General features: G+C 64.3%; 25 protein-coding genes. 9 read left to right on the forward strand and 16 right to left on the reverse strand.

Translation table 11 applies throughout. The features are described 5' to 3' along the window. Positions 1–15: 15 nt before the first annotated feature. Both AC0L3S_RS05800 and AC0L3S_RS05805 read right to left on the reverse strand, forming a co-directional pair. Complete coding sequence (locus AC0L3S_RS05800; RefSeq protein WP_473278399.1) at positions 16–891, reverse strand: S-methyl-5'-thioadenosine phosphorylase; 876 nt, start codon at positions 889–891, stop codon at positions 16–18. A gap of 155 nt (positions 892–1,046) precedes the next feature. Further along, positions 1,047–1,319 (reverse strand): phosphopantetheine-binding protein, encoded by a 273-nt coding sequence (locus AC0L3S_RS05805; protein ID WP_473262169.1) that lies wholly within the window; start codon positions 1,317–1,319, stop codon positions 1,047–1,049. A 357-nt stretch (positions 1,320–1,676) separates the two neighbouring features. Here AC0L3S_RS05805 and AC0L3S_RS05810 point away from each other — a divergent pair, with 357 nt between their 5' ends. The 3 genes from AC0L3S_RS05810 to AC0L3S_RS05820 all read left to right on the forward strand — a co-directional run bounded on the left by AC0L3S_RS05810 (position 1,677) and on the right by AC0L3S_RS05820 (position 4,851). Beyond that, the gene (locus AC0L3S_RS05810) at positions 1,677–2,894 is read left to right on the forward strand and encodes an acyl-CoA dehydrogenase family protein (RefSeq protein ID WP_473278400.1); all 1,218 of its coding nucleotides are present in this window, start codon (positions 1,677–1,679) and stop codon (positions 2,892–2,894) included. 63 nt (positions 2,895–2,957) lie between these two features. After that, positions 2,958–3,938 carry an amino acid--[acyl-carrier-protein] ligase gene (locus AC0L3S_RS05815; RefSeq protein WP_473262174.1) on the forward strand — a complete coding sequence of 327 codons (981 nt, stop codon included), beginning with the start codon at positions 2,958–2,960 and terminating at the stop codon, positions 3,936–3,938. Between the two features lie 37 nt (positions 3,939–3,975). Beyond that, the gene (locus AC0L3S_RS05820) at positions 3,976–4,851 is read left to right on the forward strand and encodes an acyl-CoA acyltransferase (protein ID WP_473262176.1); all 876 of its coding nucleotides are present in this window, start codon (positions 3,976–3,978) and stop codon (positions 4,849–4,851) included. 134 nt (positions 4,852–4,985) lie between these two features. On the opposite strand, the gene AC0L3S_RS05825 is transcribed toward AC0L3S_RS05820, so the two are convergent. Continuing rightward, positions 4,986–6,680 (reverse strand): EAL domain-containing protein, encoded by a 1,695-nt coding sequence (locus tag AC0L3S_RS05825; RefSeq protein WP_473262179.1) that lies wholly within the window; start codon positions 6,678–6,680, stop codon positions 4,986–4,988. Between the two features lie 221 nt (positions 6,681–6,901). Between AC0L3S_RS05825 and AC0L3S_RS05830 the strand changes: the two genes are divergently transcribed. Next, positions 6,902–7,162: a hypothetical protein gene (locus AC0L3S_RS05830; RefSeq protein ID WP_473278401.1), complete on the forward strand. Its 261-nt coding sequence runs from the start codon at positions 6,902–6,904 to the stop codon at positions 7,160–7,162. Between the two features lies 1 nt (position 7,163). Here the strand turns inward: AC0L3S_RS05830 and AC0L3S_RS05835 are convergent, their stop codons facing one another. The 3 genes from AC0L3S_RS05835 to mtgA all read right to left on the reverse strand — a co-directional run bounded on the left by AC0L3S_RS05835 (position 7,164) and on the right by mtgA (position 8,975). Further along, positions 7,164–7,805, reverse strand: coding sequence for a hypothetical protein (locus AC0L3S_RS05835; RefSeq protein ID WP_473262183.1), 642 nt, complete (start codon positions 7,803–7,805; stop codon positions 7,164–7,166). Between the two features lie 143 nt (positions 7,806–7,948). Continuing rightward, complete coding sequence (rpmF, locus tag AC0L3S_RS05840) at positions 7,949–8,131, reverse strand: 50S ribosomal protein L32 (protein ID WP_007598106.1); 183 nt, start codon at positions 8,129–8,131, stop codon at positions 7,949–7,951. Between the two features lie 169 nt (positions 8,132–8,300). Further along, complete coding sequence (gene mtgA / locus AC0L3S_RS05845) at positions 8,301–8,975, reverse strand: monofunctional biosynthetic peptidoglycan transglycosylase (RefSeq protein ID WP_473278402.1); 675 nt, start codon at positions 8,973–8,975, stop codon at positions 8,301–8,303. Between the two features lie 160 nt (positions 8,976–9,135). Here mtgA and AC0L3S_RS05850 point away from each other — a divergent pair, with 160 nt between their 5' ends. Together AC0L3S_RS05850 and AC0L3S_RS05855 are read left to right on the forward strand one after the other, a co-directional pair. Beyond that, positions 9,136–10,059 carry a polyprenyl synthetase family protein gene (locus tag AC0L3S_RS05850; RefSeq protein ID WP_473262191.1) on the forward strand — a complete coding sequence of 308 codons (924 nt, stop codon included), beginning with the start codon at positions 9,136–9,138 and terminating at the stop codon, positions 10,057–10,059. A 7-nt stretch (positions 10,060–10,066) separates the two neighbouring features. Beyond that, a complete protein-coding gene (locus AC0L3S_RS05855) occupies positions 10,067–10,759 on the forward strand; it encodes a DUF1345 domain-containing protein (RefSeq protein WP_007598111.1) in 693 nt (230 codons plus the stop codon). A 132-nt stretch (positions 10,760–10,891) separates the two neighbouring features. Here AC0L3S_RS05855 and AC0L3S_RS05860 read toward each other — a convergent pair whose 3' ends face one another. Further along, positions 10,892–12,733: a caspase family protein gene (locus AC0L3S_RS05860; protein WP_473278403.1), complete on the reverse strand. Its 1,842-nt coding sequence runs from the start codon at positions 12,731–12,733 to the stop codon at positions 10,892–10,894. Positions 12,734–12,913: 180 nt separating this feature from the next. Beyond that, complete coding sequence (locus AC0L3S_RS05865; RefSeq protein WP_473278404.1) at positions 12,914–13,342, reverse strand: GFA family protein; 429 nt, start codon at positions 13,340–13,342, stop codon at positions 12,914–12,916. Between the two features lie 93 nt (positions 13,343–13,435). On the opposite strand from AC0L3S_RS05865, the gene AC0L3S_RS05870 reads away from it, so the two are divergent. The 3 genes from AC0L3S_RS05870 (at position 13,436) to AC0L3S_RS05880 (ending at position 16,397) form a co-directional block, all read left to right on the forward strand. Then, a complete protein-coding gene (locus AC0L3S_RS05870; RefSeq protein ID WP_106941496.1) occupies positions 13,436–13,810 on the forward strand; it encodes a nuclear transport factor 2 family protein in 375 nt (124 codons plus the stop codon). Between the two features lie 61 nt (positions 13,811–13,871). Next, positions 13,872–14,741, forward strand: coding sequence for a class A beta-lactamase (gene bla, locus AC0L3S_RS05875; protein ID WP_473278405.1), 870 nt, complete (start codon positions 13,872–13,874; stop codon positions 14,739–14,741). A 48-nt stretch (positions 14,742–14,789) separates the two neighbouring features. Next, the gene (locus tag AC0L3S_RS05880; RefSeq protein WP_473278406.1) at positions 14,790–16,397 is read left to right on the forward strand and encodes a Na+/H+ antiporter; all 1,608 of its coding nucleotides are present in this window, start codon (positions 14,790–14,792) and stop codon (positions 16,395–16,397) included. Between the two features lie 25 nt (positions 16,398–16,422). Here AC0L3S_RS05880 and AC0L3S_RS05885 read toward each other — a convergent pair whose 3' ends face one another. From AC0L3S_RS05885 to AC0L3S_RS05920, 8 genes are all read right to left on the reverse strand, one after another. Further along, entirely contained in the window at positions 16,423–17,244 is an 822-nt protein-coding gene (locus tag AC0L3S_RS05885) for an N-acetylmuramoyl-L-alanine amidase (protein WP_473278407.1), read from the reverse strand. Positions 17,245–17,247: 3 nt separating this feature from the next. Next, a complete protein-coding gene (locus AC0L3S_RS05890; protein WP_473278408.1) occupies positions 17,248–18,585 on the reverse strand; it encodes a Rieske 2Fe-2S domain-containing protein in 1,338 nt (445 codons plus the stop codon). A 157-nt stretch (positions 18,586–18,742) separates the two neighbouring features. Further along, positions 18,743–19,165, reverse strand: coding sequence for a hypothetical protein (locus AC0L3S_RS05895; RefSeq protein ID WP_473278409.1), 423 nt, complete (start codon positions 19,163–19,165; stop codon positions 18,743–18,745). Between the two features lie 81 nt (positions 19,166–19,246). After that, a complete protein-coding gene (locus AC0L3S_RS05900; RefSeq protein WP_473278410.1) occupies positions 19,247–21,877 on the reverse strand; it encodes an SUMF1/EgtB/PvdO family nonheme iron enzyme in 2,631 nt (876 codons plus the stop codon). Between the two features lie 129 nt (positions 21,878–22,006). Beyond that, positions 22,007–22,903, reverse strand: coding sequence for a TauD/TfdA dioxygenase family protein (locus AC0L3S_RS05905; protein WP_473262209.1), 897 nt, complete (start codon positions 22,901–22,903; stop codon positions 22,007–22,009). 147 nt (positions 22,904–23,050) lie between these two features. Continuing rightward, positions 23,051–24,334 (reverse strand): flavodoxin-dependent (E)-4-hydroxy-3-methylbut-2-enyl-diphosphate synthase, encoded by a 1,284-nt coding sequence (ispG, locus tag AC0L3S_RS05910; RefSeq protein WP_473262213.1) that lies wholly within the window; start codon positions 24,332–24,334, stop codon positions 23,051–23,053. Between the two features lie 12 nt (positions 24,335–24,346). Further along, positions 24,347–25,300, reverse strand: a complete 954-nt coding sequence (locus tag AC0L3S_RS05915; protein ID WP_473278411.1) for a DMT family transporter — start codon at positions 25,298–25,300, stop codon at positions 24,347–24,349. A 36-nt stretch (positions 25,301–25,336) separates the two neighbouring features. Then, positions 25,337–25,831, reverse strand: a complete 495-nt coding sequence (locus AC0L3S_RS05920; RefSeq protein ID WP_473262215.1) for a Fur family transcriptional regulator — start codon at positions 25,829–25,831, stop codon at positions 25,337–25,339. Positions 25,832–25,848 lie beyond the last annotated feature (17 nt).

Genomic DNA, 25,848 nt, shown 5'->3' on the forward strand with positions numbered 1-25,848 from the left:
ATTCTGCCTTTCGTATCACGTTCGCAGGATGCGCCCAGCCACCGCATCGAGCTTCTTCAAGAGCTCGGGATCGCGCGCCTCGGGCGCGGTGATCAGCGCGGTATCGAGCGCGCGGTCCGAACCGATCGGACACGGCTCATGCTCGCGCGGGAAGTCTTTCGCCAGCCGCGCCACCAGCGCTTTTGCCTTGTCGGCGTTCGAGCTCAGAACGCGGACGATGTCCTGCACGGTGACGGCGTCGTGATCGGGATGCCAGCAATCGAAATCCGTCACCATCGCGACGGTGGCGTAGCAAAGCTCGGCCTCGCGCGCGAGTTTCGCCTCGGGCATGTTGGTCATGCCGATCACGGAATAGCCAAGCGTCTTGTAGGTCATGCTTTCCGCATAGGTCGAGAATTGCGGTCCCTCCATGCAGACATAGGTGCCGCCGCGCGCAAACGCGATGCCCTCGGCTTCGGCCGCCGTGGCAAGATGGATGCGCAGCCGCGGCGAGACCGGGTGCGCCATCGACACATGCGCGACGCATCCCCTCCCGAAGAACGAGCTCTCGCGCTTGTGGGTACGATCGACGAACTGGTCGACGAGAACGAAGGTTCCCGGCGGCAGCTCCTCCCTGAACGAGCCACAGGCCGACAGCGAGATCAGGTCTGTGACCCCTGCGCGCTTGAGGACGTCGATATTGGCGCGATAATTGATGTCGGAGGGCGACAGCCGGTGGCCCTTGTCGTGACGCGGCAGGAACACGATCGGCAGGCCGGCAATTGAGCCGCGCCGCAGGGGCGCCGACGGCTCACCCCAGGGGCTCCTGATCACCTCTTCGCGAGCGTCCTCCAGCCCCGGCAGATCATAGATGCCGGAGCCGCCGATGATGCCCAATACCGCCTGCGTCATGCCTGCTCCACCCCGTTCGCGCCATCGCGATTCCGTGGAGAAGCTATGCCAGTTTTACGTCGATTTTGGAACGGGTGATGGGTGCCGATGCCGAGACGAGCGGAAAGCACTCGCCACACATTCGGTGTCGTCCCGGCGAAGGCCGGAAATCTCGATTATGCCGCGGCCGCCGACTGCAGCTGGGTCGCGACCATGCGCTCCAGCGTTTCGACGGACTGGAAGTTCTCCGGTGTGATCTCGGACTGGGGAATCGTGAAGTCGAACTCGGCTTCGACGCCGAGCATCAGATTGACCATGTCCATCGAGGTCAGGCCGACGTCGACGAGCTTGGCCTGCGGCGTGACCTCGGCGGAGAGCGCGTTCTGGGCGAGGATGCCCTTCACCAGCTTGATGATGCGATTGCGCAATTCGGTATCGAAAGCCTGCATCGGTAAATTCCCATCTGTCGACAAAGGTCGGACCGGTCGCCGGCTACGATGGGCACGGCGGGCCGATCCCGCAATGGACGCCACCATTACTTCGCGTTTCTTAGTAAACGATGACTCAGATTGTCTGAAATTCCGGCTTCTTACAGATCCCTAACGCGACCGCGGAAATCCGGGCGATGCAAACAACCCGAACTTAACTGTTCGTTCGGAATTGGGCTTTGTTTACCCTCTATTTCATCGACGAATTTGAATTAAATCCGTAGCCTCATCTCATAAGCAAAGATGGTCGAAGGATCGCTCAAGCGGCATCGCGAATGATGCCGGCGATCCTGAACGGCAAACCGGAGGCGGATGAGTATGAACGTGCGTGAAGCAGTCCTCACTGTCGACGAGACGCAGACGAGCTTTCTCGAGCAGGGTCCCTCCCTCGTCGAGCGCGCCGCCCGGACCGCCACCGTGGCGGCAGCCGACGCCGACGGGGTCGATCGCGATGCCCGCTTCCCTCACAAGGCGTTCGAGGTCGCGCGTGAGCAGAAGCTGCTCGGCGTCATGATCCCGGTCGAGTTCGGCGGCTTCGGCGCCTCGATCCACGATGTCACCGATGTCTGCTACACGCTCGGACGCGCCTGCGCCTCCACGGCGATGATCTACGCCATGCACACGACAAAGGTCGCCTGCGTCGTCAGGCACGGTCACGGCATTCCCTGGATGGAAACCATGATGCGCCGGGTCGCGCGCGACCAGTGGCTGCTCGCCTCCTCCACCACCGAAGGCCAGAACGGCGGCAACATCCGCGCCAGCGCCGCCGCCGTCGACGTCGCCGGCGACACCGTCTCGCTGCTGCGCGACGCCACCGTGATCTCCTACGGCGCCGAGGCCGACGGCCTCGTCACGATCGCCCGCCGTGCCACCGACGCTTCTGCATCCGACCAGGTGCTGCTGGCGCTCGCCAGGGACGATTATTCGCTGAAGCGGACGCTGGGCTGGGAAACGCTCGGCATGCGCGGCACTTGCTCAACCGGTTTCGAGCTGAAGGTCGACTGCCCGACCGACCGCGTCTTCCCGGAATCCTACGACAAGATCCACGCCCAGACCATGACGCCGTTCGCGCATCTGTGCTGGTCCTCGGCCTGGGCTGGTATCGCTGCAGCCGCCGTCACCCGCGCGCAGGCCTTCGTCCGCAAGGCGGCCCGCACCTCGGGCGGACAGATGCCCCCGGCGGCCGCGCATTTTACCGCCGCCAAGATGTCGCTGGCCAAGCTGCGGGCGCTGATATCGGCCAATATCGACGCCTTTGCCCGCGCCGAGCACGACGAACGCGCGCTCGGCTCGCTCGACTTCCAGTCTTCGATCACGCTACTGAAGGTGCAGGCCTCGGAGCTCGCGGTCGAGATCGTGATGCATGCGATGCGCACCGCAGGCCTTTCCGGCTACCGCAACGACGGCGAGTTCACCATGGGCCGCCACCTGCGCGACGTGCTGTCGTCGCCGATCATGATCAACAACGACCGCATTCTGGCCAATGCCGCAACGTCGACCCTAATGAGCGGCGTGCCGACAGGCCTTCGGGACTGACGAGCTTTCGAGACCGACGTGCCTTCGTTCAATTAGAATAATTTCAGATAGCAGGAAGCCGACATGAACATTGCTGTTCTCCCCAACTCGCCTGAGACCGCGCCGCAGATCGCGGATCCGCTCGATCATCTCGCCGACAAGCTCTTTCACCCCATGGGCTCGGACGGCGTCTACGCCCGCACCGCGCTTTACGAGGGCATCGTCGAGCGGCTCGCCGCATTGATCACGAGCCATCGTGAAGCCGGCACCGAAGTGATGCGCTTCCCGCCGGTGATGAGCCGGTCCCAGCTGGAAAAATCCGGCTATCTCAAGAGCTTTCCGAACCTGCTCGGTTGCGTCTGCGGCCTGCACGGCACCGAGCGCGAGATCAACGCTGCGGTCAGCCGCTTCGATGCCGGCGGCGACTGGACCAGCTCGCTCTCGCCGGCAGACCTCGTGCTGTCGCCGGCGGCCTGCTATCCCGTCTATCCGATCGCGGCGAGCCGCGGCCAGTTGCCGAAAGGCGGCCTGCGCTTCGACGTCGCCGCCGACTGCTTCCGCCGTGAACCGTCAAAGCATCTCGACCGGCTGCAATCGTTCCGGATGCGGGAATATGTCTGCATCGGCAGCCCGGATGACGTCGCCGATTTCCGCGAGCGCTGGATGGTGCGCGCGCAGGCGATTGCGACGGGTCTCGGTCTCACCTTCCGCGTCGACTATGCCAGCGATCCGTTCTTCGGCCGCGTCGGTCAGATGAAGGCGGTGAGCCAGAAGCAGCAGCAGCTCAAGTTCGAACTGCTGATCCCGCTGCGCTCGGAAGAGCAGCCGACCGCCTGCATGAGCTTCAACTATCACCGCGAGCATTTCGGCACGACCTGGGACATCAAGGACGCCCATGGCGAGCCGGCCCACACCGGCTGCGTCGCTTTCGGCATGGACCGCCTGGCCGTCGCCATGTTCCACACCCACGGCACGGACATCGCCGCCTGGCCCGCCAAGGTGCGGGAGATCATGGGCATGCAGCCGCAGATCGCGGCCGATGCCCACGGCGAAGGCTGGCGCTAACGGAACGAAGCCGGTCATTTCCAGGGGAAAGACGAGCGTGATCCATACCAAGGTCCGATGCCGCGAGATCACCGAGTCCGACGTCGATGCGGTCGCGGACTTGCTGACGCGCGGCTTCGTCGGCCGCTCGCGCAGCTACTGGATCCAGGGCCTGCGCCGGCAAGCCTTCCGACCGGTACCGGACGGCTACCCGCGCTTCGGCTACATGCTCGACAATGATGGTACGCCGGTCGGCGTGCTGCTGCTGATCTATACGGCGCGGAGGGACGGCGACGAGACCGCCATCCAGTGCAATTTGTCGAGCTGGTACGTCGATCCGGCCTACCGCAACTACGCCCCGCTCCTGACCAAGATCGCGCAGCGGCACAAGGACGTCACCTATCTCAACATCAGCCCGGCGCCGTGGACCTGGCCGATCATCGAGACGCAGGGCTTTCGCGCCTATTGCAGGGGTATATTCTTCTCGGTGCCTGCGCTGGCGCGCGTCGCACGCTGGAGCACGATCGACGTCATCTCGCAGCACGCCAAGACGATCGACGGGCTTTCCGATGCCGAGACCGAGCTCTTGACGCGGCATGCGCGCTACAATTGCCTCAGCCTCGTCTGCCGCACGCCGAAGGGAGCGTTCCCCTTCATCCTGCAACCGGTGCGCATCCGCCGTGGCATCATTGCGCCACCCGCGATGAAGCTGATCTACTGCCGCAACGCGGCCGAATACACCGAATGCGCGGGCCGCATCGGCCGGCTGCTGCTGCGGCTCGGCAAGATCGCGGTCGCCGTCGATTCCAACGGCCCGGTTCCCGGCCTCGTCGGCATCTACACCGAGCGTCGCGGCCGCAAATATTTCAAGGGCCCGCATCGGCCGCAGCTCGCCGATCTCACCGATACGGAACTCGTGCTGTACGGGCCGTAAGCCGCGTTTAAACCAGATACGATGCCATCCGGACCTAACGCGCAACTACGCGGGCAGGCCGGCGCGACGCGTTTCTTGCACAGACGATCGCTGTGCCGAATATCTGCGTGGCGTAGCCGCAGATCGTAGCGACACTACCCTGCCGCCGGCAACGCGCTGTCCGGCGGCGCGCCCCAGGGGCGGTCGGCTGAGGCGAGCCCGATCAGGCGGCCCTGGATGTAGTCGCAGCCCCAGTCACGCAGCATGTTCGCAGCTTCTTCGTCCTGCACCCATTCGGCCACCGTCTTGATGTCGAGGCGGCGGGCAAGGTCGATCAGGGTCTGCACGAAGGCGCGGTCGTCGGCGGAACGAGTGATGTTCTGCACGAAGGCGCCGTCGATCTTGACGATGTCGACGCCGAGCTTGCGCAGATTACGGAACGAGGTGTAGCCGGCGCCGAAATCGTCGATGGCGATGCGACTGCCGAAATTCTTCAGCCGGGTGACGAAGCCGCGCACGTCGTCGATGTCCTGGATCGCGACGGTTTCGGTGATCTCGACGATCAGCCGCTCGGCGACGCCGGGATGGGCGCGCATCAGCGATTCGATTCCCGCCCACCAATCCGGGTCCATGGTGGTGTCCGGGGAGATGTTGAGGCTGAGGCAGATGTCCGGCGCGGCGGCGAGCTCGGCGACCACGAGCTCGAGCACGCGGTGATCGACCAGGCGGATCAGGCCGAGCCGTTCAGCGACCGGCACGATGTCGGGCGCGAGCAGCACCTGGCCGTCGCCCTGGTCCATCCGCACCAGGCATTCGTGAAAAGCGCACTCGCGTGAGAGGGCGGCAACCACCGGCTCATAGGCCAGCTTGATGCGGCGCTCGTTCAATGCGGTGACGATCTCGTCGGTGACGCGGATGTTGACGCGGCGCTGGGCGTCGCGCGCGGCATCCGGGCGCCACGCTGCGAACGAGCCGACGCGGCGTTGTTTCGCGGTGTCCAGGGTCTCGTGGGCGCGATTGACGGCTTCATCGGTGTTGCGGGCATAGCGCGGCACGCTGACCGCGCCGATCGAGGCGGTGACCGACACCGGGCCGGATTTGGTCGGCACCACCTCGTCGCGGATGCCGGCGAGGAAGCGCTCGGCGGCGACGTTCATGTCGTCTACGGTGCAGTTCTTCAGGATCAGGCCGAACTTGTTGCCGGAGAAGCGGCCGAGCACGTCGCCACCGCGCAAGCGCGCGCGAATGCGCGTGGCGACGTCGAGGATCACGGCGTCGGCGACGTCGAAGCCGAAGGCCTCGTTGACACGCGCGAGATGATCGATGCCGACCAGCATGAAGGCCGCAGTCGATCGGAAACGGGTCGTCTCCTCGATGGCCTCGGCCAGCGCGGCGATCAGATGCGAGCGATTGAGCTCGCCGGTCAGCGGATCGAGCCGGGCCAGCTTCGTCAGTTCCTCGTCGCGGGCATGGCGTTCATTGTTGATGCGGACGGAGCCGATCGCACGCACCGGTCGGCCGTCGGGGCCGGCGAACCAGCGGCCGGTCTCCTCGATCCAGACCACTGGATCGGCGGCGCTCATGCGCACGCCGTACTCGACCCGGTAGGGCGTGCCGTCGGCGCCATGCACGGCCGAGGTCTGCGCCAGCGCGGCGGTCCGCAGCGATTGCACGGGCTCGATCAGCCTGGCGAATTCGGCGCCGGTGGCCAGCCGTTCGGCGGGAATCCCGGGAAAGATGGCGCTGACCTGCTCACCCCAGACAATGGCATCGCTGGCGATGTCCCAGGCGAACACGGCTTGGCCGAGGGCAGCCAGGATGTCGGAGGCTTGCGGCAATGCGGGGGTCAAAATCGCCTCGTTTCGGGACAGCGGGGAGTCCTGAGCTGGCGCAGGATAAAGCCAGATTCGCCATTGACCCTAGGCAAAGTTGATAAACAATTTGGAAACCACGTTTGTTCGCGGGCAGGAACCAAACCGGCCCGCCCGGCATAGGCCTTGCGAGTACATGACACGCACCGGCGCCAGCGTCTCGAAACGCGACAATCTTGGCCGGGTCAACGGTGATCGCGATGTTGAGTACTGATCAACTGGACGTGGCGAACAACGGTACAGGCTCGGCCTTGGTGCCGCTGATGCCGGTTTTGCAGTGGGTCCACAAGGCCCCGCTGCCGCGCCCCGATCCGAGCTTCGTCGCCCAGCTCATCGCCAATGCCGAGCATCTGCCCCAGGCGAGCCGACTTCGCCGCGTGTCGTCCGAGGATGCGCAGGCCGCCTATGGGAGCAAGCGCCCGCTTCCGAGCGTCGCCGCGCGCACGCGGCAGGTGGCTTGAATCAGCGCGGCGCGTCGGGAGACGGCTGGGTGCCGTTGCCCGGCTGCAAATGCGGCGAGGGAATTTCCGGCGAGGGCGTACTCACAGGCTTCGGCGCCGGGTGATCCATCAGCACGGATTCGGCGACCGATTGTGCCGTGGGCGCGGGCGGCTCCGCCGGAGCTGGTTGCGGAGGGGACACTGGCTCGAACTTGGGCTCGAACTCATCCGCCGGCGTCTCGGCCCGGCGCTTGGCCTTGCGGGGCGCCGGCACCGTCGTTTCGGCGACATAAGCGACGCGGCGGCGGGTGCGCTGGGCGATGCCGCCGAGGAAATCAGCCATCGCGAGCAGCACCAGAAGGAAATAGGTGGAGTTGCCGAACTTGGGCCACATCACGAATTCGGCCGCAGCCGCGCCGAACACGATCAGCGACAGCAGATGATCCATCAGGAATTTCGAGCCAGGCCGCGCGCCCTTGACCACTTCGAGCAGCAGCAGCACGACACCTAGCGCGAGCATCAGGTCGGAAAGCGTGACCGGCCAGGCCTCGCCCGTGATCATCGGCACCTTGAACAGCACGTCCGTAAAGGACACGCTCGGCATCAGGAACGCGATGATGTTGTAGACCGCGAGCGGGATCAGGAGCAGCGGGAAACCGACCATCGGCGAAATGCCTTCTCGATCAAGAAATCCAGACAGGACAATGCGGCGGCGAAGCATTCGCTCCGCCGCCGTCACTGTCATATCTCATGGATTGGCCGAAATCAGGCAGGCGAAATCATCCTGCCTGGGGAAAGGTCCCGAATTCAGGACTCTTTCTTCTTCAGGACCTGACGGCCCTTGTACATGCCGGTCTTGAGGTCGAGATGATGCGGACGACGGAGCTCGCCGGAATCCTTGTCTTCCACATAGGTCGGCTTCTTGATGGCGTCAGCCGAGCGGCGCATGCCGCGGCGCGACGGCGAGGTTTTTCTTCTCGGAACGGCCATTTCAGTATCCTCTAGGGATTGGTGTCATCAGGGCATCGTCCGCGAGGGGACGGCTCAGCACCCGCAAACCGAGGCGAGCTGAATGCCGGTCAAGGCCGGGCTTATAGAGGAAGGCCTGCCTTAAATCTAGGGCTCTGGGCCGGAAAATGCGCCCGAAAAGGACCGGAAATCACCGGTTCTCCCGCCAGCAGGTCGAAAGTGAACTCGCCTGCGCTCGCGCCACATAGGTCCCGGCCAGCCGCCGGACACCCGGTCCCGGCGTCCTGGCGCTGCGTTTGACCGGATTCGGCAGGATCGAGGCCAGAAGTGCCGCTTCCCGGGGCGAGAGGTCCTCGGCCGATTTGCCGAAGGCATAGGCGCTGGCCGCCTCGGCCCCAAACTGGCCCTGCGGTCCCAGCTCGGCGATGTTGAGGTAAATCTCCAGGATCCGTGCCTTGGGCAGGACGAGATCGATCCACAGCGCCAGGGGGAATTCCAACGCCTTGCGGACGAAGTCCCGCCCCTGCCAGAGGAACAGGTTTTTCGCCACCTGCTGGGTGATGGTGGAAGCACCCCGGAACGGGGTCCCGTCCTCCTTCGCATCGTCGATCGCCTCACGCAGCGCACCCCAGTCGATGCCGTGATGCTTGCAGAAATGGGCGTCCTCGGCCGCCACCACCGAACGGGGCAGCGAGGGCGACATCGCCGCCAGATCGATCCATTCCCGCTGCATCGGCGCACCCCGAAGCGAGCGCCAGACCATCAGCGTCGAAACGGGATGGCCGGTTCGGTAGAATGGCGCGACGACATAGGGCGCGAGAGCCGCGACCGCGAGCACCAGAAGAAGGGTTTTGACGACGCGCAAATCAACCTTTCCGGCGCAGAACGAAACGCGGCCACGGGCCCGGCATTAAGCCTGTGATAATTCGGGCCTTTTCCAGCACTTTTTAGGCCTTCCAAACGATTGACTGAGGCGGGCGCATAAAGGATTGTCCCGCCGAATTTTAGTTCTGGAGCCCTTCTTGATGACCGGCACGTCCCCGTCCGATTTCGCCAAACGTCTGGACAAGACCGCTGATGACACTGAGGCCCTGCTCGGGCGCCTGCTGTCGGACGACATCCTGCACGATGAGATCGCCCGTCCCAAGCGACTGATGGACGCAATGCGCTATTCGAGCCTGAATGGCGGCAAGCGTCTGCGGCCGTTCCTCGTGGTCGAGAGTGCGGCGGTGTTCGGCGTTCCCCGCGAAGCCGCGCTGCTCGTGGGCGCCGCCCTCGAATGCATCCACTGCTACTCGCTGATCCATGACGATTTGCCGGCGATGGACAATTCGGACCTGCGCCGCGGCCGCCCCACGCTGCACAAGAAGACCGATGACGCGACCGCGATCCTCGCCGGCGACGGCCTCCTGACGCTCGCCTTCGACATCATCACCCGCGACGAGATCCATCGCGACGCCAATGTGAGGCTGTTGCTGACCCGCGCACTGGCGCGCTGCGCCGGCATCGGCGGCATGGTCGGTGGTCAGATCCTCGATCTCGCCGGCGAAGGCCGCTTTGGCGGCAACGAGCCGATCGACGTGGCCCGCATTCAGCAGATGAAGACCGGCGCGCTGCTGCGCTACGGCTGCATCGCCGGCGCGATCCTCGGCCAGGCCTCGCAAAAGGAATATCAGGCGCTGGACGATTACGGCCGCGCGCTCGGCGAAGCCTTCCAGATCGCCGACGACCTGCTCGACGTCGAAGGCGATGCCGCCGCGCTCGGCAAGCCTGCCGGCGCCGATGCAGCGCTCGGCAAGACCACCTTCGTCACCCAGCTCGGCATCGAGGGCGCCAAGCAGCGCGTCCGCGATCTGCTCGCGCGGGCTGACAGCGCGGTCTCGATTTTCGGCGAACGGGCCGCCGTGCTGCAAGCGGCTGCGCGGTTCGTGGCCGAACGGAAGAGCTGATAGCGCGATGGCGGGCGGCAGCAAGGAAGACCCCGCCCTCGCCCGTTTTCGCAAGATGTCGCGGCCGATGCGGCTGATTTATGCGCGTCCGCGGACGTTCATGTCGCTTGCCGTTGGTATTCTCGTCTGCCTGCTCATCCCGGGTTCGCACCGGCTGGTCACGCGGCTTCTGTTCGGCTGGGATGCGTTGATCGCCGTTTATCTGGTGCTGGTCTACGCGATGATGCTGTGCAACGACCACCAGCACATCCGCCGCGCCGCAGCGATGCAGGACGACGGTCGCTTCGTAATCCTGCTGGTGACGGCGATCGGCGCCTTCGCCAGCATCGCCGCGATCGTCTCCGAGCTTGGAACGCCGCATCGCGGCGTCCTGGAGCTGAGCATCGCAATCACCACCATCGTATTGTCGTGGGCCGCCGTGCACACGATCTTCGCCCTGCATTACGCGCATGATTATTACCGGCACGCCACGCCGGGTGGCCTTCAGTTTCCCAGCGGCGACAAGGAAGACCACGCGGATTATTGGGACTTCGTCTATTTCTCGTTCGTGATCGGTATGACCGCGCAGGTCTCCGACGTCGGCATCTCCGACAAGACCATCCGCCGCACCGCGACCGCGCACGGCATCGTCTCATTCATCTACAATACGGCCTTGCTGGCGCTGACGGTCAACATCGCGGCGAGCGCGATCTCGACCTAGTCGTCGTCCTGGCGAAAGCCAGGACCCATTGCCACCGGCCGTGGTTTTGCGAAGACTGGTGGTTGGCTCCTCGGCGCCGCAACTTCTCCCTGGGGCAATGGGTCCTGGCTTTCGCCAGGACGACATTGGGAGCTAATTACAGACCTCGGCATTGGCATCGTTGCCGGGGCCGCCGCCGCCACGATATTCGAGATGGCAGCCGCGGTTGACCGCACGACAGCCGCTATTGTTGCAGAATAGCTGTCCGCCACTCGAGCGGCGGCTGGCGCCAGCCGCAGCAGCAATGCCCGCAGCACCGCCAAAGCCGCCCGCCGCTCCGGCAGCCTCACCGCCGGCTTGACGACGCTGCCGTGCGGGACGCTCATCGCCGTCGTCACGCTTTGCGGTCGCAGGCTTGGCGGTCGCGGGCTTGGCGGGCTTGGCGGCACGCTGCTTCTCGCACTCGTTGTCGTCGTTGAGCGCATAGCCATCACGGCAGACGATCTTGGTGCACTTGTCGCCATCGGCCTTGAAGCCGTGCTCGCAAACAAGCGGACAGACGCGCGACTGTTTCGACTTGACCGTGTCGAGCGCATCGGTGCTCGCCACCTTCACGTCGAGCTTGGTGCCGGCGTAACGGTTGAACTGCGACAACGAGCGCTGCGCGGACGTCGTCCAGTTGCCGTCGGCGGCGCCGGAGAAGCAGCCGACACGGCCGAGCTCGGTCTGCACCGAGCGGCTGAGATCGGCCGGCGCGGTGGCCGGCGTCAGCGACGCGACGTTGGTGCCGGCGGGGCTCGCCGTGCCGGCCGGCGCTGCACCCGGCGCCGCGGCGGCGAGATTGACGCGCTGCTGCTCGGCGGCGGCCGCCTGCTGCTGCGCCTGCTCCTTGGCCTTTTGCGCGGCAAGCTGTACCTGCTCGGCGGCCTTGGCATCGGCAGCTGCCTTGGCCTGCGTATCCTTCTGCGCGCCAAGTGCGGCAAGACGATCGCGCTCGGCCTCGGCCTGTTTCGCCTTCTCGGTGGCCGCCGCATGAGCCTGCTCGGCGCCAATTTTTTCGAGCTGAAGCTTGGCAAGGCTCGCATAGAAGCCGTCGGAATGCTGGGCGAGGAACGCCTCCCATGCCGGCCTGTTGCCGACCTGGAGCGCGAGCTCGTAATCGCGGCGGATGTCGGCCTGCGGGTTCGGCACGGGCGCAGCAGCAGCCGCAGCGGTCACCTTGACCGGCACCAGCGGCACGTCCTCGCCGCCGAGCGAGCCATAGACGAACGGCTCCTGCTTGTTACCTGTCGACTTGAGCACGTCGTCGCGCACGAAGCCGAAGGCGCGGCGGACGTCGAGGCCCGGCGTCGTCAGATGCTTCGACAGCGCCACGGTGAAGGGGCTGTTCGCACCGTCGCCATCCTGCGCCGTGAAGCCGGCCTTGGCCGAATAGGCGATCAGCGTGTTGGGGCTGGTCGGCTCGACCTGAGCGAGGCCGCGGCCGATGCCGCGCGAGGCGACCGTGCGCTTCATGGTCTTGCCGAACGGATTGTCACGGCAGGCGTCCAGGATCACCAGGCGAAGCTGCTTGGCCGGTTCGACCGCGACCAGGACGCGATCGAGGGAGAGCGCCTCGTCAAAGACGTCGGTGTCACGCTCCAGCTTGGCGTCGACAGGGATCAGATAGTTCGAGCCTTCGACCTCGATGCCGTGGCCGGCATAATAGACGACGGCGATATCGGCATCGCGGGTCCCGTCGGCGAATTCGCGCAGCACGCGCCGCGTCTCCAGCGCCGTCAGATCGTGCCGGGAATCGACGATGTCGAACCCGGCCTCCTTCAGCGTCTTGGCCATCACCGAACCGTCATTGACCGGGTTCGTAAGCGACGGCGCATGCTGATAGGCGGAGTTGGCGATCACCAGCGCGACGCGCTTCCCCGCGAAAGCCGGCCCGGCGACGAATAGCAGCGCGACGGCGAGGAGAAGGGGGCAAAATCTGAGCAATTTGCGCATGACACGACTTCCGGGTTCAGGGCATTTCAAGTCCCTTTGGGATGGCTTTAGCAGGGTCCGCCGCGAGCGCTTGTGATGGAGGTCACGAAGGTGGCGCCAGCGGCAGGCCGAAAGGCCCCTTTTGTTTGTCGCGCCAGTCCGTGCGCGGTTCGCCGAGAAACAATCCCACAGCAGGTTCCCTCAAGCACCCCCGATGTGACCCCGATATTGAGGCAGATTGTCCGTAATCTCGTGCCAGGGCGCCTTCGAGCCCACGAAAATGTGGGCGCTCGGTCGGATCGAGGGGGCGTCGACCAGGGTTCCCATGGCGACATGGACCCATTTTCCCTCGCGCACCCGGGAATAAAGCAGCGAGCCGCAGCGGGCGCAGTGGGCGTCATGGGTGGTGTCGTCACCGTAGATGGTGCGCTGGTCCTCGCCTCTGACGATGCGGAGCTTGCTCTGCTCGATGCCGGCGAACGGCTTGAAGGCGGCGCCGGTGGTGCGGCGGCAATTTGAGCAGTGGCAGTTCATCGCATAGGAGAACGCGTCCGCCACCTCGTAGCGCACGGCGCGGCAGTAGCATTCGCCGACCAGGATACGAGCGTTCGAATTCTCTGATCCGGTCATCACCGTGTCCTTGCGCAAATGGTACGGACACCATAGCGCATTTTGATGTGTACGACTAAGTTCGCCCCGAGCCATCATTCAAAGGGATGACCCATGAGCCAGAACCGTTCGAGCGTCGAAGCCGTCGTGCAATCTTACTTCGACGGACTCTACGAGGGCGATGCCGAAAAACTCGGCGCCATCTTCCACCCCTCCGCCGATTTGCGCTGGGTCGAGAAGGGCGAGCTGCAGGTGCTGACCGTGCCGGACTGGCTCGACCGCGTGCGCAAACGTCCCTCCGGCAAGGCCGAAGGCAAAGCGCGCGAGGATTTCATCGTCACCATCGACCGTTCCGACGACAAGACCGCCTTTATCAAGGTCCGGTGCCAGTTGCCGCCGCGTTTTTTCACCGACTACCTGGTGGCGATGAAACTCGCCGACGGCTGGCAGATCGTGTCGAAATCTTATCGGTATGACCTGCGGGAGTGAGGGGGCTTCCCTCCCGCTCGCCGCTACGTTCCCTCCCCTCGTCTCCGTCCAACAGGTCCCCATGGTTCTCGACCGCCGTTCGCTGCTCGCCTCGCTGTGGTGGATTGCTGCGTCCCCTGCGTTCGCCGCGGACGCGCTGCCTGAGCTCGAAACCTATGAGCGCGAGAGTGGCGGCCGGATCGGGGTCTATGCCGAGAATCTCGCGACCGGCGCGAAGCTCGCATGGCGCGCCGACGAACGGTTCGTCATGTGCTCGACGTTCAAGGCTTCGCTCGCGGCCTGCGTACTGGCGCGGGTCGATCGTGGCGAGGAGCAGCTTGCGGCCATGATCCCGTACGGCAAGGCCGACCTGCTCGAATACGCACCGGTCGCCAAGCAAAACATTGCTGCCGGCGCAATGTCGGTCACCGAGATGTGCAAGGCGATCGTCGAGCTCAGCGACAACACCTGCGCCAATTTGCTGTTGGCACGGATCGGCGGCCCCGCCGCGCTCACGGCATTCTGGCGGTCGCTCGGCGACACCACCTCGCGGCTCGACCACAACGAGCCCGAGCTCAACCGCTCACCGCCCGGCGATCCCCGGGACACCACGACGCCGGCGGCGATGGCAGGCAATCTGCGCCGGCTGATGACGGGCGAGGCGCTGTCGGCCACCTCGCGCGCACAGCTCACGGAATGGATGGTGGGCTGCAAGACGGGCGCGAACCGGCTGCGTGGCGGGCTCCCCGCTAGCTGGAAGATCGGCGACAAGACCGGCAACAACGGCAAGGACGCCTCGGGTGATATCGCAGTGGCCTGGCCCAAGCCCGATGCGAAGCCCGATGCACCGATCCTGATCGCGGCCTATACCCAGGGCGGCACGCCGAGTGCGGCGCAGATCGAAACCGCGTTCGCACGCATCGGCCGCATGGTGGCCGAGCGGTTCGCGTAAGCCGCATGCATTGACCTTGCGGCCGCTTCCGGGTGAAGAGGGATCATCATGGAAGCGAAATTTCAGACCTTTCTCATCCTGCTCGCCGTGCTGGCGGGCACCGCGCTTGTCGCGCGCCGCTTCAACATCGCGCCCGCTATTCTGCTGATGCTCTCCGGTGTCGGCCTTGCCTTCGTGCCGGGCATGCCGCCGGTCGAGCTGCCGCCGGAACTGGTGCTGCTGATGGTGCTGCCGCCGCTGATCTACTCGGCGAGCGTCGCGATGAGCTGGCGCGAGTTCAAAAAGAATCTTCGCCCGATCGTGCTGCTCGCGGTCGGCGCGGTGATCTTCACCGCGGCATTGGTCGCAACCGCCACGCATTATTTCATCGGCCTGCCCTGGACCATCGGCTTCCTGCTCGGCGCCATCGTCGCGCCGCCCGACGTGGTGGCGCCGCTCGCGATCGCGCGCCGGCTGCATCTGCCGCGCAGGCTCATGGTCATCCTCGAAGGCGAAGGGCTGGCGAATGACGCCACCGCGCTGATCCTCTATCGGTTCGCGCTCGCCGCAATTATGGTGGGGCATTTCTCGCTGCCCCTGGCTGGCGGCGAGTTCCTGCTCATCGTCGCCGGCGAGATCGCCTTCGGCATCGGTGTCGGCTGGCTCTCCCTGCGGTTCCGCAAATGGTCGGGGGACCCGCAGGTCGAGCTGACACTGTCGCTGATCACGCCCTATGTCTCCTACTGGCTGCCCGAGCATCTCGGCGGCTCCGGCGTGATCGCCACCGTCGCCTGTGGCCTCTATGTCAGCTGGAACGGCCCGCTGCTGATCTCGGCATCGACGCGCCTGCAGGGAATCTTCTTCTGGGACCTCGTGATCTATCTGATCGAGGGCTTGCTGTTCCTGCTCACGGGGTTCCAGATGCGCGCGCTCTACGAGAAGTCGAAGGCGTTCCCGCTCGACGACATCATGATCGCGACCGCCGTGGTGCTGGCGGTCGTCGTGATCGCACGCTTCGCCTGGCTCTATCCCGCGACCTATCTGCCACGAATGCTCAGCAAGTCGCTGCGTGCGCGCGATCCGTCTCCACCATGGCAATGGCCGTTCGTGCTTGCGTTCACCGGCGTGCGCGGCGCGGTGTCACTGGCGGCGGCGCTGGCGCTGCCGTTCACGCTGCCGGGCGGCGAGGCCTTTCCGTTTCGCGACCTGATCCTGTTCGTCGCCTTCGGCGTCATCTTCATCACGCTGATCGGCGTCGGCCTGACGCTGCCTCCGGTGGTGCGCTGGCTCGGCGTCGCGGAAGCCGGCCGCAGCGAGCATGCCGCCGAGCACGAGTCCGAGATCGCGGCCCGGCGCCAGGCCCTCGATGCCGCCCTGAAGTCGCTCGACGCGCTGACCGAGGAGAAGGACGTGTCGGACGAGGTGATGCGGCTCCTGCGCGCCCGCCACGAGATCCGGGTCAACCAGCTGCCCGATTCGCTCGATCCCACCCGCCACGACGTCTCCGCCGCCGGTACCGCCTTGACCCGCGATCTGATCGCCGCCGAGCGCAAATTCATCCACAACCTGCTGCGTGACGGCCAGATCACCGACGAGACACGCCGGCGGATCGAGCGGGATCTGGATCTGGAGGAGGCGAGTTTGGCAAACCGCGAGTATCGCGGAGGGCCACTGTAGCTTCTCGTCATTGCAAGCGAGCCGACTACCGCCTCTCGCAAAATTCCTTCATCGCCACCGCCACGCCGCCCGCAATGATCTCCTGACGCTCCGGCGAGTTCATCGCCATTTCCTCGTCGCGGTTGATGATGGAGCCGGCTTCGAGCAGCACTGCGGCGCTGCGGGTTTGCGAGAGCACGACGAGCCCGTCATAGCGGTAGACGCCGACATCCTTGTCGAGCAATTGGCGCCGGTAGCGGCCCATCACCGGCAGGGCGTATTGGCCGGCATAATGCAGGTCCTGATCCTTCAGCTGCCGGCCGATCATCCGGGCCAGCATCAGGCTCGCAGCGTAGTGCGGATTGCGCTGCGACACGAACAGAGAGTGGCCCGAAAAGCGGTCGCTGAAATAGCTGTTCGCGCCGTCGAACTCCCAGGTCTCGATCAGCTTGTCCGGCACCGAATCGTGATGGATCGACAGGAAGAGATCGGCCCGGGCACCATTCGCGGTACTGACGCGTTTGAGCAGGCTCGGCCGCGCCTTGCCGTCGGTGACGAGCAGTCGGGCCGCGGCAAAGCCTTCGGCCTTGAGCTTCGCCGTGATCAGACTCGCAAGCCGGAAGTTGAAGCCGAACTCCGTGTCGTTGCGCGCGCTCAGTGCGCCGTAGGAGTCCGGGGTGTGCCCGACATCCACGACGATCCGGAATTTCGACATCTCGCATTTGACCGGCGCGTGCGGCGGCTTGGGTTTCGCGATCTTCCGCGCGATAGCGGCATGACCTTCACTTATAGGCGTCAGCGACAATGGCAAGATCGACGCGACGAGCGTCCAGACAAGACTTGCAAGGATGCTGCGCGGCTGCCCCAAGTGCTACTCCGCTGCCGCTGTTCGCGGCCGGCCGACAAAGCCTGTGACGTCGCCGAAACGCTCCAGCATCACCGCGGAAAGATCCTTGGCCTTGCTGGTGACGCAGGCGCCCGAGCGCACCGCGTAGCGATCCTGATGCGCGGCGTGCGGCGGCGACTCGCCCTGCTGAAGTGCCCGCGCCAGCTCCATCACGACTTTCCGGAAATGCATGATACCGAGATCGGTCGGACCGAGATGCTCGCGGGTGCGGTCGGCGATCGGGCCCTGGCTATCCTGTACGGCCGCATCCTGTTCGGAGACACCCTTGATGCCAGTGTAGCTCCTGGTCTTCTGCAGCTTGCGGTCGATCAGATAGTCGTTGCCCTTGTGGCGCAGCGGCACGTAATTGTCGCCGACCTCCGCGATCACGCCATTGCCGCGATCGAAGGCGTCGCGCTCGGCTTGCGTCAGCGGCCGCTCCGGATTCCAGGCATAGGCGTAGATCCAGCAATTGGTGTCGGTGACGGGCACGAAGGTCTGGCCAAAGATGTTCTCGCCCAGCATCGCACTCGGAGCATAGGCGTGGAACGGCATCAGGAACTGCGCGATGCGCCAGTAGATGTTGTCGCCGCCGGTGAGCCGCCCACCGGCGATGGTGAGGCCCGCCTCGTGCGAGGCGATCTTGATCACGGGGCGCGGATCCTCCGCGATCCAGCGCATGTGATCGCTCGACATCCGCGCGATCGGATTCACGAAATGCTTCTTGATGTCCAGAATCTCGTTCTCCTCCTTGTCGAAGGAGAGATGGGCGAAGGTGAAATGCGCGGTGTCGATCGAGCCTTCCAGCGCCTGCACCCAGTTGCAGTCCTGCCATTTCTTGCTGACATAGCGGTGCGAAGCCGGCAGCAGCGCCATTTCGAGATCGGGCAGCTCGGGCATCGCGTCAGCCGGGCCCATATAGGCCCAGATCATCTCGCCCCATTCGCGCACCGGATAGGATTTGATGCGGATGAGATCCTTGGCGTTGAGGTCGGGATATGAGGTCGGCATGTCGACGCAGCGGCCGTCGGTGTCGAACTTCCAGCCGTGATAGACGCAGCGGATGCCGCATTCCTCATTGCGCCCAAGCCAGAGATTGGCGCCGCGATGCGGGCAGTACTGGTCGATGATTCCGACGACTCCGCGCGTATCGCGGAAGGCGAGCAGCTCCTCGCCGAGAACGACGATCTTCTTCGGCTCGCCGTCGGGCTCGGGGAGTTCTTCGGACAGAAGCACGGGGATCCAGAACCGGCGCAACAATTCGCCCATGCCGGTTCCGGGGCCCGACTCGGTCAGGAATTTGTTGTCCTCGGCGCGGAGCATGGCGGATCCTCCCGATTTGTTTTTCGGGAAGATTGGCGCGGACGCGGGAAGACGTCAACGCGAGAACGGCTTCGTGGGCCGGATTCGCGCAGCGCAACGGCCGTCTTCATCTCAGGCCCAGGGGGCTGACCATAGAGCTCCCATCCGCCCCATGTATTTATCTGACTGTGACAGCGACCGTATATTCCTTGCCATTGTCCGGATCGGTAGGGTCCGCCGTAACGCGCCGATAGGTGAAGGAGTCTTCGCCAACATACCCCTTCTTGGATTGGTACACGACGCTGGTCAGCCGCACGGTCTTCGCTTCTCCATTTCGCAATTTGCGTTGCCCGGAACTCGCTCTCGTCGTCACGGCGCCGTTCTTCGGCGGAGTCACGACTTGAATAGTAACGGGCCATACCTTGCCGCTGTTATCGACTCGCCAGTGTCCTCCGCATTTACAGACTTCCTTTGCCTCGCCGGATTTCACGACCAGCGACATACCTGCATGGGCGCTGCACAGGATTCCGAAGAACAGGACGAGCGCTGCAATGACTTTCACCGAGAAGGTCGTTGGCAGCCGTACGAAGCAGTTTGTCATTTCATATGTCTCCAATGAGAAAATCACAGTGTTATCGGCTAGGGTCGCTCCGGCCTGCAAGGCCAATGCGTTCGCGCTCGGCTATTTCAACGTCCTCGCAACTCGAAATCCAACGTTGCTGACGCGTCCTTCGGACTGCACGCCATAGCGATTTCCCGCTTCGACTGCATCCGCCTTGCTGACCCACGAGCCCCCTCTGAGGACACGCTGTTCGCATTTGCCCGTAATCCAGGGGCTACCGTCGATGGGTGCGTCGTCATATGTGTCGTTGACGCAATCCTCGACCCACTCCCAAATATTGCCGTGCACCTGATAGAGGCCCCACGGATTGGGCTGGAAGAAATCGACCGGGAGCGTCTTTTGCCCGGAGCCACCTTTTGCATTCTTGTCCTGACCGACCCTGTCGTCGTAGTTGGCCTGCCCGCGAGAGACCGAGGCTCCCCACCAAAACGGCGAGGCGGTCCCCGCCCGCGTCACATATTCCCGCTCGGATTCGCTCAACAGGCGATACGTCTTGCCGGTGCGGGCCGAGAGCCAGGCCACGTAGCTCTTGGCATCCGACCAGGAAATGTTGATTGCCGGCCGCTTCCCACGACCCCAACCGTTGTCCCAAGGCTTGTATCCGTTGCACCCGCCATCGGCGACGCAGGCGTCCCACTCCTCGAACGTGACAGCGTAACGTCCAACTGCGAATGAACGCGCGAACGTCACTTTATGGCGGGACGATGGCGTGGCGCGCTTCGATAAACTCTCCGACGCTCCCATCATGAAAACGCCCGGGGCGACCACGACCATCTCCGGACACTTTTCACATTCCTTGAAGCTGGCTTTTTGCTTCAGGGCGGCCTCTTCCGAAGCAGACAATACCTTGAAGCCAAGCGCGATCGATCCCTCGCGCTGCTGGATCACGTCTACCGCCGGGAGCGTGGCATTGGTGGAAGCGAGCTGCGTCGCTTGTAGTGCCTTGAGCCGTTCGCGAACCTCTGCCGACCGCGAACTTTCGGGAAACTTGCTCAGAAATTCTTCGAACATTGCCGGCGAACGGCCGTCCCTTATCGCGTTCCAGACGATCTCATCGGTTGCGGGCGGGGGCGGAGGAGGTGCCGCAGCCGCCGCCCGTTCCTTCTTCAGCTCGTCACGAAGCGACAGTGCGGCGGAGACATGCGAACTATTCGAATATTTAGCGGAATACTCCTCGAAGATCGCGGGGTCGCGCGACTGCTTGATCGCGTTCCAGACGATCTCATCTGCAGGCGGAGGTGGCGGCGCTTGAGCAGCGGCGATCTCCTTCCTCAGGTCATCCCCGCGCTGCCGTGCGTCCGCGATGTGCGGGCTCGCCGCATATTTACTCACGAACTCATCGAAGATCGCGGGATCGCGCGACCCCTTGATCGCGGCCCAGACGATGTCCTCGGCGGCGGGAGGTGGCGGAGCTTGCGTGGCGGCAATCTGCTTTTTCAGCTCATCCCTTCGCCTCTCGGCGTCCGCCAGATGCGGGCTTGCCGGAAATTTGCTGGCGAAATCCTCGAAGATTGCCGGATAAGCCGAGCCTTTGATGGCATCCCAGACGACCTCATCGGCGGTCGGAGGCCGTGGAGCGCGGGCGGCAGCGGCTGCGATCTGCTTTTGCAGCTCGTCGGCGCGCGATTGCGCTTCGGCTCGATGCTTGCTGGCTGGAAACTTGCTGAGGAAATCATCGAAGATCGCGGGATAATTCGAATCCCTGATCGCCGTCCAGACGATTTCGTCGGCGGTCGGCGGCGGGGGTATACGCGCGGCAGCCGCAGCTTGCACCTGCTTGAGCTCATCACGCCGTGATTCGGCCGTCTTCAGATGTGGAGACGTCGGAAACTTCGCGATGAACTCCTCGAACACGCCGGGATAGGTCGAGTCTTTCACGGCGTTCCAGACGATGTCATCCGTCGTTGGCGGCGGCGGCAGTTTCGGTGCATCGACGATCGAGATGACAGAGCCGCCCAATGATCCATAGACGAACGGCTCCTGGTGACGATTGGTGACCTTCAGCACTTCGTCGCGAACTCGGCCGAATGCAATCCTCAAGTCCAAGCCGGGAGCAGCGATGTTGTGCAGCAGCGCGGTCGTGAAGGGACTGTTTTTTGCATCGCCGTCCAGCGCAACCGATCCGGCCTTGGCCGCGAAGGCAATCAGCGTATCGGATATCGCGGGCTCGACCTTCGCCAACCCGCGACCGATCGATCGGGAGGCTATGGTTCGCTTCATGGTCTTCAAGAACGGATTATCCCGGCACGCATCCAGGATGACGAGGCGAAGCCGCCTGGTGGGCTCGATCGATTTCAGAATGCGATCGAGGGAAATAGCCTCATCCTCGATGTCGAAATCGCGGGACAACTTCGCGTCGACGGGGATGACGTAGTTTGCACCATCGACCTCGATGCCATGGCCGGCGAAATAGACGACGGCCACGTCGGCATCGCCTGCCATCTCGGCGAAATCACTGATCGCGCGCCGCATGTCTGAAATCCCAAGATCACGGCGGGCATCTACCGCGGAAAATCCTGCAGATCTGAACAGGGAGGCAATCTCGGCGGCGTCATTCCGGGGATTCGGAAGGCTCGGGACATTCCGGTAGGACGAATTGCCAATCACCAGAGCGACGCGTTTCTCGGCCAGCGCCTGACCCGCTAACCCGTAAAAAACGAGCGCAAGAATGGTAGCCGCCACCCAGCGCATAATTCCCCCAAATCGCCCGTTGTGAGTATATCGCTGGTTGAAGCACCTGCAAGTACCAGCGGGAGCTCACATCATTCGACGGGGGCAATACTAAGTCCGTGATTCAGGTCACTGAGCGATTGTGGGCACTTAAACCGGCCGCGCCCCTTTCACCGTCACCCGCGTGCCGGAGCGCGTGTGCGGCCAGTAGTCCCACATCGCGCGGTGCTGGGTGCAGCGGTTGTCCCAGAACGCGATGGCGTTCTCGGTCCAGCGGAAGCGGCACTGGAACAGCGGGTTCTCGGCGTGCTGGTAGAGATAGGCAAGCATCGCATCGCTCTCGTCGCGCGGGATGCCGTTGATGTGGCGGGTGAAGCCGCGGTTGACGTAGAGCGCCTTCTTGCCGGTGACCGGGTGCGTCCGCACCACGGGATGCTCGGCACTCGGATAGGACGGGCGGTCGGCGACGCCGTAATTGGCGTAGAGCCCGCGATAGATCGGCTCGCCGTCATGCAGCGCGGTCAAGCCGTCGAGATAGGCCTTCATCCGGTCCGACAGCGCCTCGTAGGCTGCGTACATGTTGGCAAACAACGTGTCGCCGCCGCGCGGCGGGCACTGCTTGATATAGAGGATCGAGCCCATCGGCGGCTCGAGATCGCAGGACACGTCGGAATGCCAGCCCTCGCCGTTGGCGCGCGGCGAATTCGCATCCGCATAGATCTTCATCAGCGCCGGGTCTTCATCTTCGTGCGGAGCAGCGGGATGAAAATGCAGTTCGCCGAACTTGCGACCGAAGGCGAGATGCTGTTGGGGCGTGATGGCCTGGTCGCGGAAGAAGATGACGAGGTTTTCGGCAAGCGCGCGGTGGACCTCGTCCATCTGCCGGTTAGAGCGCGCATCATCGGAAACGAGCTTGCCGATGTCGAGGCCGGAGATTTCCGCGCCGATGATGGGGGTGAGCTTTTCGACCGCGATGGTCTCGTAGGGCGCGCCGTCGTCCGTCGCGTGGCGATAGCGCGGGCCGTGCTTGCCGGCGAGTGAGCTCATGGCGTGTCTCCCGATGCATTCTTGCTTGGGAGCATCGTAGCAATGTAGGGCGGGTTAGCGAAGCGTAACCCGCCACTTCGCGCCCGCAAAAATAAGGCGGGTTACGCTTTCGCTAACCCGCCCTACGATTCCTGATCTGGAGCAATACTACTCCGCCGCGGTCACCGGCACCTTGGCGCCCTGGCCGTAGCGCTGCTCGATGTAGTCGATCACGAGCGCCTTGAAGTCGGCGGAGATGGTCGGGCCGCGCAGGGTGCGGAACTTCTTGCCGTCGACGAACACCGGGGCAGCCGGCGCCTCGCCCGTGCCCGGCAGCGAGATGCCGATATTGGCGTGCTTGGATTCGCCGGGGCCGTTGACGATGCAGCCCATCACCGCGACGTTGAGCTCTTCCACGCCCGGATATTTCGTCTTCCAGGTCGGCATCTCGTCGCGGATGAAACCCTGGATCGAGCTGGCCAGTTCCTGGAACGTGGTCGAAGTCGTGCGGCCGCAGCCGGGGCATGCCGCAACCAGCGGCACGAAGGTGCGGAAGCCCATGGTTTGCAAGAGCTCCTGGCCGACCTGCACCTCGCGGGTGCGGTCGCCGCCGGGCTCCGGCGTCAGCGAGATGCGGATTGTGTCGCCGATGCCCTGCTGCAACAGGATGCCGAGCGCGGCCGAGGACGCCACGATGCCCTTGGTGCCCATGCCGGCCTCGGTCAGGCCGAGATGGATCGCGTAATCGGAACGGCTGGCGAGATCCTGATAGACCGCGATCAGATCCTGCACGGCCGACACCTTGGCCGAGAGGATGATGCGATCCTTCGGCATGCCGAGCTCTTCGGCGCGCGCGGCCGAGAGCAGCGCGGACTGCACCATGGCCTCGCGCGTCACCGCGCGCACGTCGCGCGGATCGGCGGACGCGGCGTTCTCGTCCATCAGCTTGGTCAAGAGCTCCTGGTCGAGCGAACCCCAATTGGCGCCGATGCGAACCGGCTTGTTGTTCTTGTTGGCGATCTCGATGATGTCGGCGAACTGGGTGTCGCGCTTGTCCTTGAAGCCGACATTGCCGGGATTGATACGATATTTGGCGAGCGCCTCGGCGCAGGCCGGATAGGCCGCGAGCAGCTTGTGGCCGATATAGTGAAAGTCGCCGATCAGCGGCGTGGTGATGCCGCGCTTGAGCAGGCCGTCGCGGATGTGCGGGACGGCAGCGGCGGCCTCCTCACGGTCCACGGTGATGCGGACCATTTCGGAGCCGGCGCGGGCGAGTGCCGCGACCTGGGCGATGGTGCCGTCGATATCGGCGGTGTCGGTGTTGGTCATCGACTGCACGACGATCGGCGCGCCGCCGCCGACGGCGACGTCGCCGACCTTGACCTGGGTGGTCTTGTGCCGGGGCGCGGGGCCCGCAACGTCGGAATCGATGGTGTTTTCGAGCTTGTTCATGGCGTCCAAATATCAGGTTTTGGTGACGTTCAGCAATGCATCGCGCGGCGCCGCAGCGGATTGGCTGGGACGGTTAACCAGAAAAAGCCCAGCAATGACAAGGACCGCGGCAGCCCCGAATGTCAGGTTCAGCGTATCGTGCATGATGAAATAGCTACCCACCACGCCAAACAAAGGGGTGATGAAGGTAAAAGCCGACAATTTGCTGGCTGAATAGGTCTTCACCAGCGCGAACCAAAGCGTGAACGTGGTTCCCACGACCCAGATCGCCTGGAAGGCCATCAGGCCCAGCGACAGCGGCGACGGGGTGTGGGGGATCGTCTCCCCGAACAGCCAGGCGGCCAGCCCCAGGATCGGGACCGAGGTCGCGACCTGGTAGCCCAGCGCCTTCTCGGGCGCCGCGAAGCGCAGCCGGGTGCCCTTGGCAACCAGCGTGGTCGCAGCCCACAGCGCCGCGCCGCCGACGATCATGAGGTCGCCGAGCAGAACATGCGAATCGACATTGGGCTGCGGCACGCCGATCGCGAGTGCGACACCGGCAAAGCTGATGGCGAGCCCCAGCCATTGCGTCCCGCCAAGCCGCTCGCCGAGCACCTGGTAGGAGCCGAGCGCGACGAAGAACGGCGCGGTGTAGAGGAACACGACCGCCCGCGATGCCGGCGTGAAGCGCAGACCCTGGAAGATCAGCACGAACTCGATGCCGAACATCAGTCCGGCGATGACGCCCGGCTTCCAGGTGCCGTCGCGCTCGAAGAAGTTAACGCCGCGCAAGCTGCCGATGATGAACAGCACCGGCAGCGCGCCCATCGAGCGGAACGTGGCCTGCAGCATCGGCGGGATGTCCGGCAGCACCAGCTTCACCGCGATCTGGTTGAACCCCCAGGTCAGGCACAGCATGAGCATCAGGGCGATGGCGCCGGCACTGAGGGGACGACCGGCGGACGGTATGGTTTGAGGTGGGGACATTTCTTCCTGAAAAAACCGGCTTGCGCCGTTGTTGTTCTATGCAGCTTTCTGACAATGCGCGCAGACGCCCGTGATTTCCACCACGGACAATTTGGGAGCGAAGCCTGAGCTGCGTGCGGCGGCGTTGAGGTCCTTGGCGAAGGAAGCCGACGGAATCTCACCGACCAGGCCGCAGCGCTCGCAGATCAGGAACGTCACCGCCGAGGTCGCGTCGTGGTCGTGAGCGGCGCAGGCGAGATAGGCGTTGCGGCTTTCGATGCGGTGCACGAGGCCGTTGGCCATCAGGAAATCGAGAGCACGATAGACCGTGATCGGCGCCGGCCGCGGCATCGATTTCGCCAGCTCGTCGATCACCTCATAGGCGCCGAGCGGCCGGTGGCTCGAGAGCAGTGCCCCCAACACATGGCGGCGTATCGGCGTGAATTTCTGCGCGCGCTCTCCGCAGACGGCTTCGGCATGCGCCAGCGCATCCGCGGTGCAGCGGCCGTGATCGTGGTCGGGCGCGGGAAATGCCGGCTTTACGAGGGTCATGCGACCGGCGTTCTAGC

Source organism: Bradyrhizobium sp. Ken01 (assembly GCF_055807355.1).